Below are 19136 nucleotides of genomic sequence, written 5' to 3' on the forward strand. Positions count from 1 at the left end.
TTGTGTCTCGGCTGCAGACAGGCGCTGCCCCGGCCTTTTCAAACCGGTTCCGCAGCAAGAGAGGAGTGTTTACCATGATTGAAGTGTCCCATCTGCGCAAAACCTTCCGGGTAGCCCGCCGGGACAAAGGCTTTCAAAATGCCGTAAAAGCCCTGTTTCGCCGGGAGTACGAGGAAATCCACGCCTTAAATGACATTTCCTTTTCCATCGGGGAAGGGGAGATGGTGGGCTACATAGGCCCCAACGGCGCGGGAAAAAGCAGCACCATCAAGGTTTTAAGCGGCGTGCTCACCCCGGACGGGGGAGAGTGCCGGGTGGACGGCCGGATTCCCTGGAAGCAGCGCGTAAAGCACGTGGCCCAAATCGGCGTGGTGTTCGGGCAGCGCAGCCAGCTTTGGTGGGATGTGCCTGTGATAGATTCCTTCGAGCTTTTAAAGGACATCTATAAAATCCCCGCTGCCCTCTACCGCAAAAATGTAGGCGATCTCACAGAGCTTCTGGACTTGTCCCAGCTTCTGCGCACCCCCACCCGCCAGCTTTCCCTGGGCCAGCGCATGCGCTGCGAGATAGCGGCCTCCCTGCTCCACAGCCCGAAAATCCTGTTTCTGGACGAGCCTACCATCGGCCTGGACGCTGTGTCCAAGCTGGCGGTGCGGGACTTTGTCAAGCGCCTGAACAAAGAGCACAAAACCACTGTCATCCTCACCACCCACGACATGCAGGACATTGAGGCTTTAGCCAGCCGGGTCATTTTAATCGGCAAAGGGAAAATCCTCTTAGACGGCACCCTGGACAACATCCGCCGGGGCGGGGAGCAGATTGACGAGACTATCGCCCATCTGTACAAGAAGTACGACATATGAGGGCGCGCACATGAAAAAATACATATCCTTTTTCCGGCTTCGCTTTGCCATGAATTTGCAATACCGGGTGGCGGCCCTGGCAGGCATTGTCTGCCAGTTTGCCTGGGGCGGCATGGCGATTTTAGCTTTCTATGCCTTTTATGAAACAGACCCCGCCTCTTTCCCTATGGACTTCCAGGCCACTGCCAGCTATATCTGGATGCAGCAGGCGTTTTTGGGCCTCCTTTCTGTAGGCGCCATGGACAACTCCATCTTCAACACCATCCAGACCGGGGACGTGGTGTATGAAGTCTGCCGCCCCGTTGACCTTTACGCCATGTGGTTTTCCCACAGCGCTGCCACCCGCATTGCCAGGGCTTTGCTGCGGTGCGTCCTCCCCCTGATTATAGCGGCGTTTCTGCCAAAGCCCTTTGGGCTTATGGCCCCGCCCAGCCTTATGGCCTTCCTGCTGTTTTTAGTGGCCCTGTGTTTGGCCCTGCTGGTGACAACCTCCTTCTGCATGGTGGTGTATATTTTAACCTTTTACACCATCTCTTACCGGGGCGTGCGCATGGTGGCTGTCTCCCTCAGCGACTTTTTAATGGGCGGCATTGTGCCCCTGCCCTTTTTCCCCGAGGGCTTCCGCCAGTTTGCGGAGCTTCTGCCCTTTTCCTGCATGGAGAACGTGCCCCTGCGGGTGTACAGCGGGGACTTGGCTGGCCCTGAAATGGCCCGGGCCATCCTGCTGCAAATTTTCTGGGTATTCGCCCTGGTGCTCATCGGCAAGGTTTTAGAGCAAAAGGCCCTTAAACGTGTTGTGGTGCAGGGAGGTTGAGAATCATGCTAAGGCTTTACAAAAAATATTTTTCCATCCACTTGAAAAGCGTGATGCAGTATAAAGCGTCCTTTTTCATCACGCTCATTGGCAATTTCATCACATCCTTCACCGTGTTCCTGGGAGTCGTGTTCATGTTTCAGCGCTTCCACAAGGTAAAGGATTTCCAGTTCAGCGAGGTGGTTCTCTGCTATGGCATTCTGCTTTTAGGCTTCCAGATAAGCCAGATGTTTGCCTCCGGCTTCAAGGTGTTCGACACCATGATAGCAAACGGGCAGTTCGACCGTATTTTAACCCGCCCCTGCAATGAAATCTTCCAGGTGCTTGCCAGCCGCATCGACTTTGTGCGCCTGGGCGGCATGTTCCAGGGTGTTGTCATGTTCGTCTACGGCATCTCCCAGGCCGGGGTGGACTGGACGCCCCTGCGGGTGCTCACCCTTATTTTCATGGTGATTGGCGGCAGCGTGGTGTTTTCCGCCATCTTCCTTTTAGACGGCGCCTTTGCCTTCTTCACCCTGGAGGGCCTGGAGTTTATGAACGTGTTCAGCTATGGGGCCTCGGAGCATGGCAAGTATCCCGTCAGCATTTACGGCAAGGGGATGCTCACCTTCTGCACCTTTGTGGTGCCCTATGCCTTGTTCCAATATTACCCCCTGCTGTTCCTTTTAGGCCGCAGCGACAACCTGTGGTTCATGTTCCTGCCCCTTATCTCCTGCTGGTTCGTTGTCCCCTGCTGGCTGGTGTGGCGCTTAGGGGTACACAGGTATAAATCCACTGGCTCCTAAAAGCCTTTCCCCAGCGCCGCCCGCCCCTGTGCAAAACCTCCGGTTTTGCAGCCCCCCCTCCGGGGGCCATCCCGGCCCGGGCCGGGATGCAGGGGCGGGCTTCCCTAAAGCAAAAGGGCGCAAACGTTTCTGCCGCAAACGTTTGCGCCCTATCTTATGTTGTTTGTCACAGCACCCCCAGGTGCTCCAGCAGAATCTTCACCCCTAAAAGCACCAGGATGCACCCGCCAAACAGCTCGGCCCTGCTCTGATATTTGCTGCCGAAAATGCTGCCCGCCTTCACGCCAACAGCGGAAAGGATAAAGGTGACCACGCCGATAAAGGCCACAGCAGACAGGATATCCACCCGCAAAAAGGCAAAGCTTACCCCCACAGCCAGGGCGTCAATGCTGGTGGCCAGGGCCAGCAGCACCATGGCTTTCGGGTTCAGGGAAGCGTCTCCCGGTTCCTCCTCCGGAGAGAGGGCCTCCTTAATCATGTTCCCCCCAATGGCCCCCAGCAGCAGGAAGGCCAGCCAGTGATCAAAAGCTTCGATGGCCCCAGAAAACTGCATCCCCACAGCATAGCCTATCAGGGGCATCAGCGCCTGGAATCCTCCAAACCACAGCCCCACCACAGCCATGCTTTTGGGTTTGGCCTCCCGCATGGCAAGGCCCTTACACACAGCCACCGCAAAGGCGTCCATGGAAAGTCCCACCGCCAGTATGAACAATTCTACAATTCCCATGTGAATCGCCGCGCGATACGGGATTCGCACAAAAAGAGGTAAAACAGCCGCCTTTTGTGCCCGTATCGCTCCTTTCTTTGAATTTTTCCCAGGATCTCCATCCTTCCGTTTGCCGCCATGGGGGCGGGATTCTACCAAAGAGCCATGAAAAACAGCCTTTTGCGCCCAGTGCAGTTCCTTCCTGCTTTTTCACACGAAAAGGACTCATAGAAAACACACCCCAAAGGGGCAGCTTTCTATGAGTCTCGTTTTTTCAGGCAACACCAGGCTTATAGTAAAGGCACTTGAAAATCGGTATATACGATTTTCAAGCCGGGTGGCTACGCCACCTGGTTCAAAAGAGGTATTCGACCTCTTTTGAACTGCGTTAACTATAATAAGCCATTTTGTTGACATTGCCGCACAGCAGGCCGTCCGGAATCCCGGCAAAGCCTCCCGCGCAAACTACTCCCCCATACACGCTACAATATATATAGTATAGCGGAAGAATATGCCAGCGTCAAGGGCAAGTTTCCAGGGAAGTCCTTAATTTTTCGATCAACCCTTTTTGTAAAAAGGGTTGCAAGGTGCAGGGGCAGCGCAAATCATTTCAGGTGCCAGATGTCCTCGTTATACTGGGCGATGGAGCGGTCGGAGGAGAAGAACCCGGCCTTGGCGATATTCGTAAGCATCATCTTGGCCCAAGCGTCCCTGTCCTCATACTGCTCCAGCAGCTTTTCCTTTGCAGCGATATATTCCTTCACGTCCAGAAGCGCCATGAACCAGTCTTTCCGGCTCATGTCCTTGTAAAGCCTGCCCAGGTTTTCCGGATCCCCCAGGCGCATAACCGCAGGGCTGATGATAAAGTCCAAAAGCTCTGTAATTTCCTTGTCCTTGGGGTAGTAGTCCTTGGTGGTATACCGCCCAGGCCCTTCCTCGTAAAGCTTGATGACTTCCTCGCTGCCCTTGCCGAAAATGCAGATATTCTCCTTCCCCACCAGGTCGCATATTTCCACGTTGGCCCCGTCCATGGTGCCCAGGGTGACAGCGCCGTTGAGCATAAACTTCATGTTGCCTGTGCCGCTGGCTTCCTTGGAGGCCAGGGAGATCTGCTCGGAAATGTCGCAGGCGGGAATCAGCTTTTCCGCCCAGGTCACGTTGTAATTTTCCACCATCACCACCTTCAGCCAGGGGCTGACATCCGGATCCTGTGCGATGAGATCCTGCAAAGTGAGAATCAGGTGGATAATGTCCTTGGCGATAATATAGGCAGGGGCGGCTTTTGCGCCAAACAACAGGGTAATGGGCCGCTTGGGGCGGTGCCCCGCCTTAATCTGCTTATATTTCCAGATGATATACAGGGCGTTCATCTGCTGGCGCTTATACTCGTGCAGGCGCTTAATCTGGATGTCAAATACAGAATCCGGGTCAAGCTCCACGCCGCTCTTTTCCTTCATCACCCGGCAAAGCTCCCGCTTGTTTGCCTGCTTAATCTCCAGCAGCTTCCCTAAAACCTCCTGGTCATCCTGGAACTCCAGCAGCTTTTCCAGTTCTTTTGCGTCTTTCTTCCAGCCCGTTCCAATCTTCTCCGTCAGGAAATCGGAAAGCTGGGGGTTGCAGTGCATCAGCCACCGCCGGAAGGTAACGCCGTTTGTCTTGTTGTTGAACTTCTCCGGGTAAACCTCCGCAAAATGCTTCAGCTCTGCTTCCCGCAGGATGTCTGTGTGCAGGGCCGCCACGCCATTCACGGAGAAGCCGTAATGGATGTCCATGTTTGCCATGTGGACGAGGCCGCCCTGGTCAATAATCCACAGCTTTTCGTTCTGGGGGAACTTCTCCCGCACCCGTCTGTCCAGCTCCCGGATAATGGGCACAAGGCCGGGCACAGCCTCCTCCAGATAGTCTATGGGCCACTTCTCCAGGGCCTCCGCCAGAATGGTGTGGTTGGTATAGGCGCAGGTTTGGGACACAATGGAAATGGCCTCGTCCATGTGGATGCCGTCCTTCTGCATGAGGCGGATAAGCTCCGGGATAATCATGGAAGGATGGGTGTCGTTAATCTGGATAACCGCGTGCTTATGCAAATCCCGCAGGGCATAGCCCTTCTGGGAAAGCTCCTTGATAATAAGCTGTGCGCCGGCGCTCACCATGAAATACTGCTGGTACACCCGTAAAAGCCGTCCCGCCCGGTCGCTGTCGTCGGGATACAGGAACAGGGTCAGGTTCCGGGAAATGTCATGCTTGTCAAAGTCAATGTCCCTGGTGACAATAGATTCGTCCGCTGTCTCCATGTCAAACAGGTGCAGGCAGTTCACGCCGTTCTCATAGCCTGCCACCTGGATGTCATACATCACCGCCTGCAGTTCCCCCTGGGGGAAGGGCACCCAGAACCGGGTGTCAGTCTTTTTGGCCCAGCAGGTGGGGGAGAGCCAGTATTCCGGCTTTTCCCACTGCTTATGATCCCAGAATTCCTGCCGGAACAGCCCGAAGTGGTAGAGAAGCCCCACGCCGTCGGCAGGCAGGCCCAAGGTGGCGGCAGAGTCCAGATAGCAGGCGGCTAAGCGCCCCAGGCCGCCATTGCCCAAGGCAGGCTCCGGCTCAATCTCCTCAATGTCGGAGAGGTTCTTCCCGGCGGCAGCCAGGGTTTTGCGCACCTCATCATACACCCCCAGGTTAATCAGGTTGTTGGAGAGCAGCTTGCCCATTAAAAATTCCGCGGAAACATAATACAGCTTCCTGTCCCCCTGGATGCGGGGGGTAGCCGCCAGACGCTCCTGCACCATGGCGGTGAGGGCGTGGTAAATTTCCTCGTTCCCTGCCTGATACAGGGGCTTGCTGCCTAGTTTGTTTTCCAGTTCAATCTGTATGCTCATTGGGTATCAGCGTCCTTTCCTTCCCCTTTTTTATTTTTCTTTTTCGCCTTGGCCTTTTTCTCCGGCGCTTTGGGCAGATCCCTGGCCCGCCCGGAAAGATCGGCCATTCGGGCCATTTTCTGGGCCAGCTCCTTGGTGCAGGCGCCGGGCTTCATGCGCCAACTCCAGTTTTCAGAGTTCACTGTGGAGGGCGTGTTAATCCGGGCCTTGGCCCCCAGATCCAGATAGTCCGGCATGGGGATAACAGCCAGGTCTGCCACGCTGTTTAAAGCCATGCGGATAAAGCTCCAGGTGCCGTCTGTGTCGTCCTTCAGGCCCATATATTCCAGGGCCACCGCCACGTCTGCAGGCGGGGCAGAGGTAAACCAGCTTCTGGTGGAATCGTTATCGTGGGTGCCGGTATACACCACGCAGTGGTTCTGGTAGTTGTGGGGCATATAGTCGCTTTCTTCCCTGGAGTCAAAGGCAAACTGCAAAACTTTCATCCCCGGGAACCCGCTGCGCTTTAAAAGCCTTCTCACCGCCGGGGTCAGATACCCCAGATCCTCCGCGATAATGGCGGCCCCGGGCATGGCCTTGTTGATGGCATCCACAAACTTCATCCCAGGCCCCTTGCGCCAGCGGCCGTTCCGGGCCGTTTTGTCCCCATAGGGGATGGCGTAATAGCTTTCAAGGCCCCGGAAGTGGTCAATCCGCAGCACGTCGAACATGGTCAGGTTTGCCTGGAGCCGCTCCATCCACCAGGCAAAGCCGTCCTTTTCCATGTCGTCCCAGCGGTACAGGGGATTGCCCTAAAGCTGCCCGTCTGCGGAGAAGGCGTCCGGCGGGCACCCCGCCACCTCAGTGGGGTTGTTGTCCTCGTCCAGTTGGAACAACCAGGGGTGCGCCCACACGTCAGAGCTGTCTCCGGAAACGTAAATCGGCGCGTCCCCGATAATCAGGATACCCTTTTTGTTGGCATATTTCTTAATGTCCTTCCACTGCTCGAAGAACAGATACTGGGTGAAAACGTGATAGTCAATTTCCTTTTCGCACTTCTTTGTCCATTCCTTCAAAGCGGCAGGACGGCGCAGCTTGATGTCCTCCTCCCATTCATACCAGGGCCTGCCATTATGGAGGTTTTTCAGGGCCATGAACAGGGCGTAATCTTCCACCCAGGCGGCGTTCTTTTTGCGGAAACGGGAGAGGGCTTTGGGCTTTTTAAAGTTTTCAAAGGCCTTTTGCAGCACCTGCGCCCGTTCGTTCCGCAAAGCCTCATAGTCTGCCTTTTCCGGATTGCTGCCCCAGTTTGCCCGTTTGCAGCGCTTTTCTTTCAAAAGGCCGTCCTGGCACAGCAGCTCCAGATCAATGTACAGCGGCTCCCCGGCAAAGGCGGAATAGCTCTGGTAAGGGCTGTTGCCAAAGCTGGTAGGCCCTAAAGGCAGCACCTGCCAGAAGCGCTGGTGGGCAGCGCAGAGGAAGTCTATCCATTCCCGGGCGGCCTTGCCAAAGGTGCCAATGCCGTATTTGGAGGGCAGGCTGCTCACTGGCATCAGCACGCCGGCGCTGCGTGTCATCCAAGTCGATTGATTTGCCATAGGCTGAAAACCTTCTTTCCATAGGGTTATAAGCAGAGTATACTATAGCTTAGTATAACACATGGAAGCTGGTATGTGCAAGAAATATTTGGAAAAATTATCCAGTAACTTTCCCTGATTCCCGGTTTTCCTTTATGTGTTTTGTCAAAGGAGCCAGAACTAGCTCCTCCTGTTCCGGAACAGGAAAAGCGCCCCCGGATTCCCGGCAGGCGCTTCTCCCGTTATGCAAAAGCTTAGAAATCGTACTCAATCACGCCCCAAGGCGTTTCCTGCTTATGCAGCGCAATAGACTTGGACATCTCCCGCACCTCGTCTGCCGTCACGCTGCGGTTTAAAGCCTGGGAGACGAAAATGGCGTCGGACAGCAAAGCCGTCTCCATGGCGATATAGGGGGAGTCAATGCGGGTGCTGTCGTCCAGCTCGCCCTCCAGATACGCCTTCCAGTGTACCTGGTTGTCGTTATACAGGGCCATGCGCGGCTCCACCTGGGCTTCCTTCCGGCCGTTCTCCTGGCAGTTGATAATCTTGGAGGTTTTCATGCCGTCCTCATAGCCGAAGAATTCCAGGGTGGGCTGCTGCACCCGGCCGCCGCCCATAATCCTGCCGCCCTTGGGCACAGCCAGTTCGCCGCCAGTGGTGTCCACGTCAATCAGCTTGATGCCGCCCATAGAGCCTGCCACAAAGCTGGTGCCCACCACGTCCATATGCATGGCCCAGTCCTCGTAAATGTCCAGGGAAACGCCATTTTTAAACTTGGCAATGCCCACGCTTAAATCCTCCACGTCATAGGTCAGGCCCTCCGGCAGCAGCCGGGGATCCTGATAATAGTCGGCGGAGGACAGGCCATATACCGTATCCAGCTCTGGCATACCCATAATGTAGAGCATTTGGGCCAGATGGTAAATGCCCAAATCGCATAAAGGCCCATGCACGCCAATATCCCCTTTGATAAAGTCCCGGGAGAACATGGGCATGTCAAAGCCAGGGCGGCCCTCCCGGCGGTGGCCAACGCTGCGGGCGTGGTAGATTTTCCCCAGCTTCCCTTCCTCAATCAGCTTTTTGGCATACCGGGTCTGCAAATTGTAAAGGGAGCTTATCTGCACAGCCAGCTTCTGTCCTGTGGCCTTGGCGCAGTCGTAAATGATTTTCGCGTCGGCGTAGCTTGCCGCCATGGGCTTTTCGCAGTAGCAGGGATATCCCGCCTTCATCACAGCCACAGAAACCGGGGTGTGCAGGTTGTTGTGTACGCACACGTCAATGGCGTCCAAATCGTCCCGCTTCAGCATTTCCCGGAAGTCCACATACAGGTTCTCCTCCGGTATGCCATACTGTTCCCCCCAGGCCTTCACCTTGGCTTCGTCAATGTCGCACCCTGCCACTACCCTGGCGCCGGGAATGTTCGACCACACCGTCATGTGCCGGTTGGAAATCATGCCTGTCCCGATAATGCCAATGCGCAGTTCTTTCATGAAAACATCCTCCTTAGGCGTTATAAATCATTATTTTCCATATTTTACCATGTTTTTGTGCATTCCGCAAGAGGGGATCCTGCGGGAGGAGTGTCCAAAGCGAGTATTCTAAAAGAATGAAGAAACACAAAAGTTTCGTCCACCTTTTCAAAGGTGGTGGGGTATTTAGGGGCGAAGCCCCTAAACCGCCGGAGGCATAAAACGCGCTGTCTGGACACTCCCTCCCGCCGGTCGGCTGCCATCCCAAAGCCTGTTTTCAAAACAGGCCTTTAATACCGCTTCACAAACTGGGAAACCAGCGCCCGACAGGTCTGCATCCGGATGCAGGCATAAAATTCCTCCGCCGCTTCCTGCCCCTGGCCTGCGGTCATGGCGTTTTGGGCGTCCTCCTCTGTTTCCCACAGCACAAAGTCTGTCCAGGTGTCTTCCTGCCGGTAATGATCCCAGGAGATGAAGCCCTTTGCCTTGGAAACCACCTGATCGTGGAGCCTTTGGGTGCAGTCCATAAACTGCTGCGGCTCCACATTTTTCCGCAGCTTGTAAGAAAAAATCCACGCTGTTTTTGCCATCCTGTTTTCCTCCTTTGGAAAAAGCCGGCGTCAATAAAACGCCGGCCTTTCAAAAATTCCTCTTATTCCGCCATAAAGTAGGTCTTAAAAGCCTTATAGGCCATGTATACGTCCAGCTTGGAAACCACCTCAAAGGGCGCGTGCATGGAGAGCACCGGCACGCCCACGTCGATAACGTCGGCATTCAGCCGGGAGATATCCAGGGCCACAGTGCCGCCGCCTCCCTGATCCACCTTGCCCAGCTCGCCAATCTGCCACAGCACGTCCCCTTCGTCCATCACCCGGCGCACCCAGCCCAAAAACTCGGCGGAAGCGTCGTTGCTGCCGCTTTTGCCCCGGGATCCGGTATACTTGGCAAAGCCAACGCCCCGGTTCAGGAAGCAGGAGTTGCCCGCTTCATAGGCGGAAGCATAGTTGGGATCAAAAGCCGCCGTCACGTCTGCGGAGAGGCAGTTGGACTTTGTCCACACATGGCGTGCCTCCGCGCCGTCCTGTGCGGCCAAATCCGCCACGAAATAGTTGAGGAATTCAGAGGCAAGGCCAGTGTTGCCCACGCTGCCGATCTCCTCCTTGTCCGCCAGCACCGTAATGGCGGTATATTCCGGATCCTTGCACCGCAGCACAGCCTCCAGGGCAGGATAGGCGCACACCCGGTCGTCATGGCCGTAAGCGCCCACCATGCTGTGGTCAAAGCCAATGTCCACTGCCGGGAACGCGGGCACAAACTCAATTTCCGCGGAAATCAAATCCCCTTCGGTAATGCCGTATTTCTCGTTTAAAATCTTCATCACGTTGAGCTTGTAGAGGTTTTCCCCCTCTGCGTTCTCCAGGGGCATGCTGCCCACCAGAATGTTCAAATCCTCCCCGGTAAAGGCCTCGCCCAGCTTCTTCTGAATCTGATCCTTGCCCAGATGGGGCAGGATGTCCGTAATGGTAAACTGGGGATCCCCGGGGTTTTCCCCTACGTTCAAAGTCACCTCAGTGCCGTCCTTGCGCACCACCTTGCCCCGCATGGACAGGGGGATGGCAGTCCACTGGTATTTCTTAATGCCGCCATAGTAGTGGGTTTTCAAAAGCGCCAGCTCGTTTGCCTCATACAGGGGCAGGGGCTTTAAGTCCACCCGGGGATTGTCAATGTGGGCCGCCACAATGCGCACACCCTCCTTGGTGCCCTTTTTGCCGATAACCGCCAGGCAGATGGACTTGCCCCGGTTGTTGTAATACACCTTGTCCCCAGGGGCATATTTCGCCGCCGGATCAAAAGGCACAAAGCCCGCCTTCTCCGCGGCCTCCACCGCAAAGGCAACAGACTCCCGTTCTGTCTTGGCGGCGTTCAGGAATTCCTTATAGCCCTCGCAGAAGCGCTGGGACTTCTTCATTTCCTCCTGGCACACCCGTGTGGAACCGTGGGTGCGATCCACCAGCAGCTCCTTGGCAAGTGCCTTTGCGTCAACCTTTTCCGTTTTGTTTTCCATTGGAATGTACCTCCTTAAAGCTTTTTATAATAATAAGATAAGTGTTTATAGTCTATTTTTCGTCCTCCAGCAGTTGTATCCGCAGCACCTGCGTAAGCTGGGCAGGCTCGGAAAGCATCACAGGCCCTGTATAGGTAACCGACACCTTGTCTCCCGCCTTAAAGTCCTCCAGGGCAATGGGGGTATACCGCCATTCCAGCACTGTGTCCTCTGTCACGCTGAAGGTGCATTCCCCCTGACCGTTCACGTCGTTGCAGGGAAGGCCCCGCACATGGAAAAACGTGCCGTCCCTGTCCACGATTTCCGCGTGCATGAGAACAACTTCATCCCACCGGGGAGCCTTCTCTCCCAGCCAGCCCGTGCTGCCCCGCCCCAGCAGGAACGCCCCGCACAGCAGGGCCGCCGCTCCTATGGCAATGACCGCTTTTTTCCACAGCTTCATAGAGTAACCTCCTCCTGTATGCGTCTACCAGATTTTACCACGTCACTTCACAAAATGCAACCGCCCCGCCGCATATGCCCCGGCGGCTTAGGGACTCTGTCCCTAAGAACCCTGCAAACCTTTTTAGAAAAAAGGTTTGATCGAAAAACCAAGTTTTTGCATTTTCCCTTCAGCCGCTTTCCCCGCCCTCATACAGCCTTTTATACGTCCCGTAATACTTCGTAACCTTCTTCACATACGAGTCTGTCTCCGGGTAGGGGATGGTGTGCAGGTTCTTGCCGTCTGCGGAGTAGTCCTCCTCTGAAAGCCAGCCGCTCACATTGCCCATGCCCGCGTTGTAGGCGGCAAGGGCCACCTCCAGGGTGCCGTAATGATCCAGCAGCTTTCGCAGCAGGGCGCCGGCGCAGTGCAGGTTGTCGCTGGGGTCGAAAATGTCCCCGCCCCCGTTTTCCGGGGGATACTGCTCCGCTATCCACTGGAAGGTGGCGGGGGTAAGCTGCATCAGCCCGCAGGCCCCGGCCCGGGACTGGGCCTTTTCGTCAAAGCCGCTTTCCGCCTTCATCACCGCATAAAGCAGGTTTTCGTCCAGGGAGAATTCCGCCGCCTCCCGCCGCACCAGCTCCCCATAGGGACGGGGGTAAAGCCGGTGCATCACCCAGCCTGCAAGGGAATCCCCCGCCGCAATCCAGGCTATGATAAGGGCTATGAAAACCACAAGGATAACTCGACCTTTTTTCATAGGCGCTTTGCCGCTTCTCCTTTCAGATCTGCTAAAACAGCCTCCGCAGCCAGCCGGCGCCCAGGCTCCCGGCTGTTTTCAATCACATAGTCTGCCCGGCTTTCATAAAAATCCTCATCCTGCTGGGCGGAAAAACGGATTTCCGCCTGTTCCCGGCTTAGATTGTCCCGGTCCATCACCCGCGAAAGCCTTTCCTCCCGGGCCGCCGTCACCACAACAATCCGGGCGCAGATGCTGTCCAGCCCCGACTCAAACAGGGTGGGCGCGTCCAGCACGAGAATGGGCGTCCCCGCTTCCCGGGCCGATTCCACCACCTGGCGCACCTGCTTTAAAATCCGGGGAAAGGTAATTTCCCCCAGCCGTTTGCGGCCCTCCTGTGTGGCAAAGGCCCTGCGGGCAAGCTCTTTCCGATGCAGCTTTCCCCCCGGGGCAACATCCTCCCCAAAGGCGGCCCGCAGCTCCTCTATGCAGTCCGGGCTGTATACCTGGGGGCTTCTGGTCAGGCTGTCGCAATTTAAAACAGAACAGCCTCCCTGCTTCAGGAAATCCCCCACAGTAGATTTCCCCGCGCCGCTAGGCCCTGCCAGCCCTACCACCAGCGTCCCTTCCGGATGCGCCACCCGGAACCCCGCCGCCCGCAGCAGCCGGTTATACACCGCAAGGCCCACGCCAGAACGGCTGGGGCAGTGGGCAAAGGCGGTCTGGGCGCCTTTTTTGTCCAGTTCCAGCAGCGCCCCGAAAAGCCTCCTGGCCTGCCCGCCCCCGTCATACCGGGAGCCAAGGCTGATGGCAGGCCCCTCTACAAAAGGCAAATCCTCCTGAAAGCACAGCGCCCAGCCGCCCTTCCTCTCGTTTACATAGGCGGCAAATTCCTCCGGGGAAGCGTCCACCAAAGTCACCTCCGCCTTAGGGGCATAGTGCTTATATTTCATGCCCGGGGAAGAGGCCTTCGCCCCTTCCCGCAGGCTGTGCAGCACAGCGGGGTCAAGCTCCGCCTGCCCCAAAACAGCCCGAAGCTGCGCAAGGGTCACGCCGCCGGGCCGCAGCACCCGGGGAACGTCCCCCGCAAGGGTAATCACGGTAGATTCCACCCCCACGTCGCAAGGCCCGCCGTCCAAAAGGGCGTCCACCCGCCCGGCCAGATCCTCCCGCACATGGGCAAAGGAAGTGGGGCTGGGCCTGCCGGAAAGGTTGGCGGAGGGGGCGGCCAAAGGCACGCCAGCCGCCTCAATCACCGCCCGGGCCGCTGGGTGCCGGGGCATACGCACCGCCACTGTGTCAAGGCCCCCGCTGGTTTCCATGGGAACCAGCGCCGACTTTTCCAGGATAATGGTCAGCGGCCCGGGCCAGAAAGCCTGGGCCAGGCGCTTCGCGGCCTCCGGCACCTCCTTCACCAGGGGGGCAAGCTGGGAAAACCCGCTGATATGCACAATCAGGGGGTTATCCGAGGGCCGGCCCTTGGCGGCGAAAATCTTTTTCACAGCATTCCCGTTGAGGGCGTCCGCCGCCAGGCCGTACACCGTCTCCGTAGGGATGGCCACCAGGCCCCCGGCCCGCAGGATTTCCCCGGCCCGCTCTACATCATGTGTATTATGCGCTTTTAAAAACAATGTCTCCATAAGCTTTCCCCATGTGCCTGCCTTTTATTTTCCTGCCCATGCCTCCGGCGGTTTAGGGGCTTTGAGTCCCGCCTGCCGGCGCGGCATCCCTTTAAGCGCGCGGACTCTCCGCGCGGCGAAATATTCCCTTACACGTCCCCGCGTCACAGAGATACAAAAACGCAATCGCTGCGCGATAGCGTTCCGTCACGTTGTTTACGTTGCCTGTTCCAACTGGCTGGCCCTGTCTGCGGCAATCAGCGCGTCCAGGATTTCATCCAGACTGCCCCCCAGGATTTCCTCCAGCTTGTAAAGGGTCAGCCCGATGCGGTGATCCGTCACCCGGGACTGGGGGAAATTATAGGTGCGAATCCGTTCGCTGCGGTCGCCGCTGCCCACCAAAGATCGTCGGGCCTCTGCCGTCTGGGCGCTCACTTTGTCCTGCTCCTGCTGCAAAAGCCTTGCCCGCAGCACCTTCATGGCCTTGTCCTTGTTTTTATACTGGCTGCGTTCGTCCTGGCACTCCACCACCATGCCCGTAGGCAGGTGGGTAATGCGGATAGCCGAGCTTGTCTTGTTGATGTGCTGGCCCCCAGCGCCGCTGGAACGGAAGGTGTCAATCTGCAAATCCTTGGGGTCAATGTCAATCTCCACGTCCTCGGCCTCCGGCATCACCGCCACAGTGGCGGCGGAGGTGTGAATGCGCCCCTGGGTTTCCGTCTCCGGCACCCGCTGCACCCGGTGGGCGCCGCTTTCAAACTTTAACCGGGAATAGGCCCCCTGGCCGTCAATGAGGAAGCTGACCTCCTTGAAGCCTCCCAGCTCTGTCTCGTTCAGGCCCACGATTTCTGTGCGCCAGCCCTGCTTTTCCGCGTAGGCTGTGTACATGCGGTACAGATCATAGGCAAAAAGCGCGGCCTCCTCGCCTCCGGTGCCGCCCCGGATTTCCATCACCACGTTCTTTTCGTCGTTAGGGTCTTTCGGCAGCAGCAATATCTTGATTTCCTCTTCCAGCGCCGCAAGCTTCTGCTGGTTTTCCTTCATTTCCTCCTGGGCCATCTCTTTCAACTCCGGATCCTCCAAAAGCTCCCTGGCCCCTTGCAGCGCCTCCCCGCACCGGACATATTCCCTGTAGGCCAGCACAATAGGCTCCAGCTCTTTGTGCTCCTTCATCAGGGCGGCATACACCTCCCTGTCGGCAGCGCTTGCAGGGTCGTACAGCTTCATATTCAGTTCTTCATAGCGGTTTTCAAAAACCTGTAAATTCTCAAACATATCCATTTCCTCCAAAATAGTAGTCTTAGCGTTTCGCGTTCCTAAATAATATTTCTGCGGGAAATAACAGGGAAAATTTTCCGTGTATTCCCCCGCCTGTAGGGCGGGGGAATACACCCCGTTTCCTGCTGCTAAATGCAAAGGCAATAAAATAGGTTGAACCGCGCCGCTAAGGCTCCGGAGGCGTTTGGCGCTCAATGCGCTTGATGTTCTTCTCGCATTTCAGGCGGGGCAGCATAACCTCCCGCCCGCAGCCGCAGCAGCGGATTTTAAAATCCATCCCTGCCCGCAATACGGTAAAGGCTGTGCTCCCGCAGGGGTGGGGCTTTTTCATGTGCAGAATGTCCCCAACGCGCACGTCCATTTTGCCGCCCTCCTTTCTTTTCCAGACATAACAGACATAACAAGCCTTATTATACACTGTCCCCCGGCATTTTGCAAAGGTTTTTCGCTGCAAGCATTAGAGTCTGTCTTAAAACTCCGAAAAACCGTATTTTTGTCCAGTGACAAACGGTTTCTGTGTTAAAAATCCTCGAAATACGAAAGTGTTTCTTGCGGTTTTCGCCTTGAAACCGCCCGCCCTGAACAAAAATACTGGCATTTCTCCGGTTTTAAAACAGACTCTAGAGTGTACAGCTTCTAAATTTAAATTTCAGGCGAAAAGTGGCCATAGATTGGGGAGGGCTTTTACGTTGTTTATTCCCTTGGTATTTTTTTCGGGCTTTCTTTTTTGCTTGTCCCTGTTTTTGAAAAAAATCTGCGGGAAAGATTGACATGTGAACAAATGTTTTGTATTATATAGTCATGCAGCTTGGAAAGAGTATTTTTTAAGCTGCATGACTATATGGATTTGAGAAAGCTCCTGGCAGTTCTTTGTTGAAAAGAAAGGGGCTGCCAAGGCTTCCGACAAATACGGCGTTAAAAGAACGGGAGGTGCCTGGGGATGGCAAGAACGAGAAAGAAAAGCGCAGGGCCTTCCGCCATGGAACTGCGGCAGAGGGCGGTTTTGGACAAGCTGCTCTCCTGCCTGCTGCCTCCGGAAACCGCGGCCCGGGCTGCGGGAGAGCTGCTGGAGGTATTTGGCAGCCTTTCAGAGGTGCTGGTTGCCCCGGAAAAGGAGCTGCTGGAGATTGCAGGGATGAACAGCCCCGCTGTCCGCCTGCTGGGCGCTACAGCGGAAGCGGCGAGAGAGACCCTGGAGGATCAGGCCTCTGGGCTGCGGCGTGTGTATGATACAGAATCTGCCGCTTCCGTCCTTTTTCCCAAGCTTGCGGGACGGAAAACCGAGGCTGTGGTGCTGCTGCTCCTGGACGGGCAGAAGCGGGTGATATACAACAATATTGTGTGCGAGGGCGCTATCAGCGAGGTGCCTATGTATATCCGCAAAATCGTTTCCCTCTGCATTGACCATGACGCGGCTTTTGCCCTGCTGGCCCACAACCATCCCAGCGGGCAGGCCATGCCCTCCCGCAATGATGTGGTTGTCACCCGGCAGGTGGAGCTGGCTTTGGAGAGCGTACAGGTTCCCCTGTCAGACCACCTGGTGTTTGGCAGCAACGGGTGCTTTTCCTTTGCTGCCAGCGATGCCTGGAACCAGGGGCGCATGGATATGTGGGATTTCCAGCGGGAGCAGTTGGAAATCGCCAGGGCCATGGAGCGGGAATATTTAGAAAAACAGGGAGGGCGCGGGGATGGATTTTAAGCTGGTTTCAAAATTTCAGCCCACTGGGGACCAGCCGGAAGCTGTGAGCCGGCTGGTGCAGGGGGTAAACCAGGGGGACAAGGAGCAGACCCTGTTGGGCGTGACAGGCTCTGGCAAAACCTTTACCATGGCAAATGTGATTGCCAGGCTGAACCGCCCGGCCCTGGTGCTGGCCCACAACAAAACCCTGGCGGCCCAGCTTTGCTCGGAGTTCCGGGAATTTTTTCCGGAAAACGCGGTGGAGTATTTTGTGTCCTATTACGATTATTACCAGCCCGAGGCCTATATCGCCCAGACAGACACTTATATTGAAAAGGACTCCGCTATTAATGATGAAATTGACAAGCTGCGCCACAGCGCCACCTGCGCCCTTTCCGAGCGCCGGGATGTGATTATTGTGGCCTCTGTGTCCTGCATCTACAGCCTGGGCGACCCCATCGACTACCGCACCATGGTCATCTCCCTGCGTCCAGGCAAGGAGATGGAGCGGGACGAGCTTTTAAAAAGGCTGGTGGAGCTGCAATATGAGCGCAACGACATAAATTTCATCCGCAACAAGTTCCGGGTGCGGGGGGATGTGGTGGAGATTTTCCCGGCAGAGTCCAGCGACAAGGCGGTGCGGGTGGAGTTTTTCGGGGACGAGATTGAGCGGCTGCGGGAGTTTAACCCCCTTACAGGAGACGTGCTGTCCGAACTGGGCCACATCGCCATATACCCGGCTTCCCACTATATTGTGCCCCGGGACAAAATGGAAAAAGCTATTGCCGACCTCCATGAGGAGATGGAGAAGCAGGTGGCCTTTTTTAAGGAGCAGGGAAAGCTTATTGAGGCCCAGCGCATTGAGCAGCGCACCCGGTATGACATGGAGATGCTGGCGGAGATCGGCTTTTGCAAGGGGATTGAAAACTATTCCCGGGTGCTTTCCGGCCGGGAGCCGGGCAGCGCCCCCTTTACCCTGTTGGATTATTTCCCGGACGATTTCCTGCTGTTTGTGGACGAGTCCCATGTAACTTTGCCCCAGGTGCGGGGCATGTTTGCGGGGGATCGCGCCCGGAAGGAGCAGCTTGTGCAGTATGGCTTCCGTCTGCCCTCGGCCTTTGACAACCGGCCCTTAAACTTCGATGAATTTTACAGCCATATCCGGCAGGCGGTGTTTGTCAGCGCCACGCCGGGGGATTTGGAGCTGGAGAAGTCTGCCCAGGTGGTGGAGCAGGTGATACGGCCCACAGGGCTTTTAGACCCCCTGATTACTGTGAAGCCTACGGACGGGCAGATAGACGACTTGATTTCGGAAATCAACCTGCGCACGGAAAAGGGGGAGCGGGTCTTAGTCACCACCCTGACAAAGAAGATGGCGGAGGATCTCACCGGGTTTTTAGAGGGGTACGGCATAAAGGTGCGGTATATGCACCACGATATTGACACAGTGGAGCGCATGGAGATTATCCGGGATCTGCGCTTGGGAGACTTCGATGTGCTGGTGGGCATTAACCTGTTGAGGGAGGGCCTGGACATCCCGGAGGTTTCCCTGGTGGCCATATTGGACGCGGACAAGGAAGGCTTCCTGCGCAGCGGGCGCTCCCTTATCCAGACCATCGGCCGGGCGGCCCGCAACGCCGGGGGGCAGGTTATTATGTATGCTGACGAGGTGACGCCCTCCATGGAATATGCCATTACGGAGACGGAGCGCAGGCGGGGCATCCAGCAGCGCTATAACGAGGAGCACGGCATTACGCCCAAGACCATTACCAAGAGCGTGGCGGAGATTTTGGAAATCTCCACCCACAAGGAGGACGGGAAGAAAAAGAAGAAGCGCTATACCCCTGCCGAGAGGCAGCAGCTTATCGAGCAGTATACCAAGGAGATGCGGGCGGCGGCAAAGCTCTTGGAATTCGAGCACGCGGCGTACCTGCGGGACAAGATAAAGGAGCTGGAAGGCCAGGGGGCCGGGCACGCGCCGCTGCCCAGGAAAAGCAAGCGTAACGCTTGACCCAAGACGCGAGGAACAGGGAGGAAACTTTCCGCCGCATAAAGGGTTTATGCGGCTTACGCGCACGGCCGCGTAAGCCGGGTGCTCCCGGAGGGCAGCGTGCCGCTGTACCAGCGGCGTGGGCAGCGTACCGCTGCATCAATGACGCGGGGAACAGGGAGGAAACCTTCCGCCGCATAAAGGGTTTATGCGGCTTACGCGTATGGCCGCGTAAGGGGGGTGCTCCCGGAGGGCAGCGTGCCGCTGCACCAGCGGCGCG

Annotated in this window: 15 protein-coding genes and 1 pseudogene; 5 read left to right on the top strand and 11 right to left on the bottom strand. The window is 56.5% G+C overall.

Features of this window, described 5'->3' with window-relative positions; translation table 11 throughout:
* The first annotated feature begins 74 nt into the window (after positions 1–74).
* The 3 genes from D1841_RS05490 to D1841_RS05500 are packed head-to-tail and all read left to right on the top strand — an operon-like array spanning position 75 to position 2462.
* Entirely contained in the window at positions 75–863 is a 789-nt protein-coding gene (locus D1841_RS05490; protein ID WP_160642329.1) for an ATP-binding cassette domain-containing protein, read from the top strand.
* Positions 864–873: 10 nt separating this feature from the next.
* The gene (locus D1841_RS05495; RefSeq protein WP_160642328.1) at positions 874–1677 is read left to right on the top strand and encodes an ABC-2 family transporter protein; all 804 of its coding nucleotides are present in this window, start codon (positions 874–876) and stop codon (positions 1675–1677) included.
* Between the two features lie 5 nt (positions 1678–1682).
* A complete protein-coding gene (locus D1841_RS05500) occupies positions 1683–2462 on the top strand; it encodes an ABC transporter permease (protein ID WP_160642327.1) in 780 nt (259 codons plus the stop codon).
* A gap of 166 nt (positions 2463–2628) precedes the next feature.
* Here the strand turns inward: D1841_RS05500 and D1841_RS05505 are convergent, their stop codons facing one another.
* The 11 genes and pseudogenes from D1841_RS05505 to D1841_RS05555 form a co-directional block, all read right to left on the bottom strand.
* Positions 2629–3189 (bottom strand): manganese efflux pump MntP family protein, encoded by a 561-nt coding sequence (locus D1841_RS05505; protein WP_160642326.1) that lies wholly within the window; start codon positions 3187–3189, stop codon positions 2629–2631.
* A gap of 584 nt (positions 3190–3773) precedes the next feature.
* Positions 3774–6041, bottom strand: a complete 2268-nt coding sequence (locus tag D1841_RS05510) for a glycogen/starch/alpha-glucan phosphorylase (protein ID WP_160642325.1) — start codon at positions 6039–6041, stop codon at positions 3774–3776.
* A pseudogene (gene malQ, locus D1841_RS05515) lies at positions 6038–7597 on the bottom strand (4-alpha-glucanotransferase). Before malQ ends, D1841_RS05510 begins: the two are co-directional and overlap by 4 nt.
* A 254-nt stretch (positions 7598–7851) precedes the next feature.
* Positions 7852–9087: a Gfo/Idh/MocA family protein gene (locus tag D1841_RS05520; protein ID WP_160642324.1), complete on the bottom strand. Its 1236-nt coding sequence runs from the start codon at positions 9085–9087 to the stop codon at positions 7852–7854.
* A gap of 269 nt (positions 9088–9356) precedes the next feature.
* The gene (locus tag D1841_RS05525; protein WP_160642322.1) at positions 9357–9656 is read right to left on the bottom strand and encodes a hypothetical protein; all 300 of its coding nucleotides are present in this window, start codon (positions 9654–9656) and stop codon (positions 9357–9359) included.
* Positions 9657–9718: 62 nt separating this feature from the next.
* Positions 9719–11131, bottom strand: a complete 1413-nt coding sequence (locus tag D1841_RS05530) for an aminopeptidase (protein ID WP_160642321.1) — start codon at positions 11129–11131, stop codon at positions 9719–9721.
* 52 nt (positions 11132–11183) lie between these two features.
* The gene (locus tag D1841_RS05535; protein WP_160642320.1) at positions 11184–11573 is read right to left on the bottom strand and encodes a hypothetical protein; all 390 of its coding nucleotides are present in this window, start codon (positions 11571–11573) and stop codon (positions 11184–11186) included.
* Positions 11574–11742: 169 nt separating this feature from the next.
* Positions 11743–12312, bottom strand: coding sequence for a lytic transglycosylase domain-containing protein (locus D1841_RS05540; protein WP_160642319.1), 570 nt, complete (start codon positions 12310–12312; stop codon positions 11743–11745).
* A complete protein-coding gene (locus D1841_RS19745) occupies positions 12309–13931 on the bottom strand; it encodes an L-threonylcarbamoyladenylate synthase (RefSeq protein ID WP_160642318.1) in 1623 nt (540 codons plus the stop codon). The genes D1841_RS05540 and D1841_RS19745 overlap by 4 nt, the downstream gene beginning before the upstream one ends.
* A gap of 195 nt (positions 13932–14126) precedes the next feature.
* Positions 14127–15185 carry a peptide chain release factor 1 gene (gene prfA / locus D1841_RS05550; protein WP_160642317.1) on the bottom strand — a complete coding sequence of 353 codons (1059 nt, stop codon included), beginning with the start codon at positions 15183–15185 and terminating at the stop codon, positions 14127–14129.
* 169 nt (positions 15186–15354) lie between these two features.
* Positions 15355–15549 carry a DUF951 domain-containing protein gene (locus D1841_RS05555; protein WP_160642316.1) on the bottom strand — a complete coding sequence of 65 codons (195 nt, stop codon included), beginning with the start codon at positions 15547–15549 and terminating at the stop codon, positions 15355–15357.
* A 579-nt stretch (positions 15550–16128) separates the two neighbouring features.
* On the opposite strand from D1841_RS05555, the gene D1841_RS05560 reads away from it, so the two are divergent.
* Both D1841_RS05560 and uvrB read left to right on the top strand, forming a co-directional pair.
* Positions 16129–16887, top strand: coding sequence for a RadC family protein (locus D1841_RS05560; protein WP_160642315.1), 759 nt, complete (start codon positions 16129–16131; stop codon positions 16885–16887).
* Positions 16877–18877, top strand: coding sequence for an excinuclease ABC subunit UvrB (uvrB, locus tag D1841_RS05565; protein WP_160642314.1), 2001 nt, complete (start codon positions 16877–16879; stop codon positions 18875–18877). The genes D1841_RS05560 and uvrB overlap by 11 nt, the downstream gene beginning before the upstream one ends.
* Positions 18878–19136 lie beyond the last annotated feature (259 nt).

Origin of the sequence: Neglectibacter sp. X4, from assembly GCF_009917365.1 — a bacterium.
GTDB lineage: Bacteria > Bacillota > Clostridia > Oscillospirales > Acutalibacteraceae > Acutalibacter.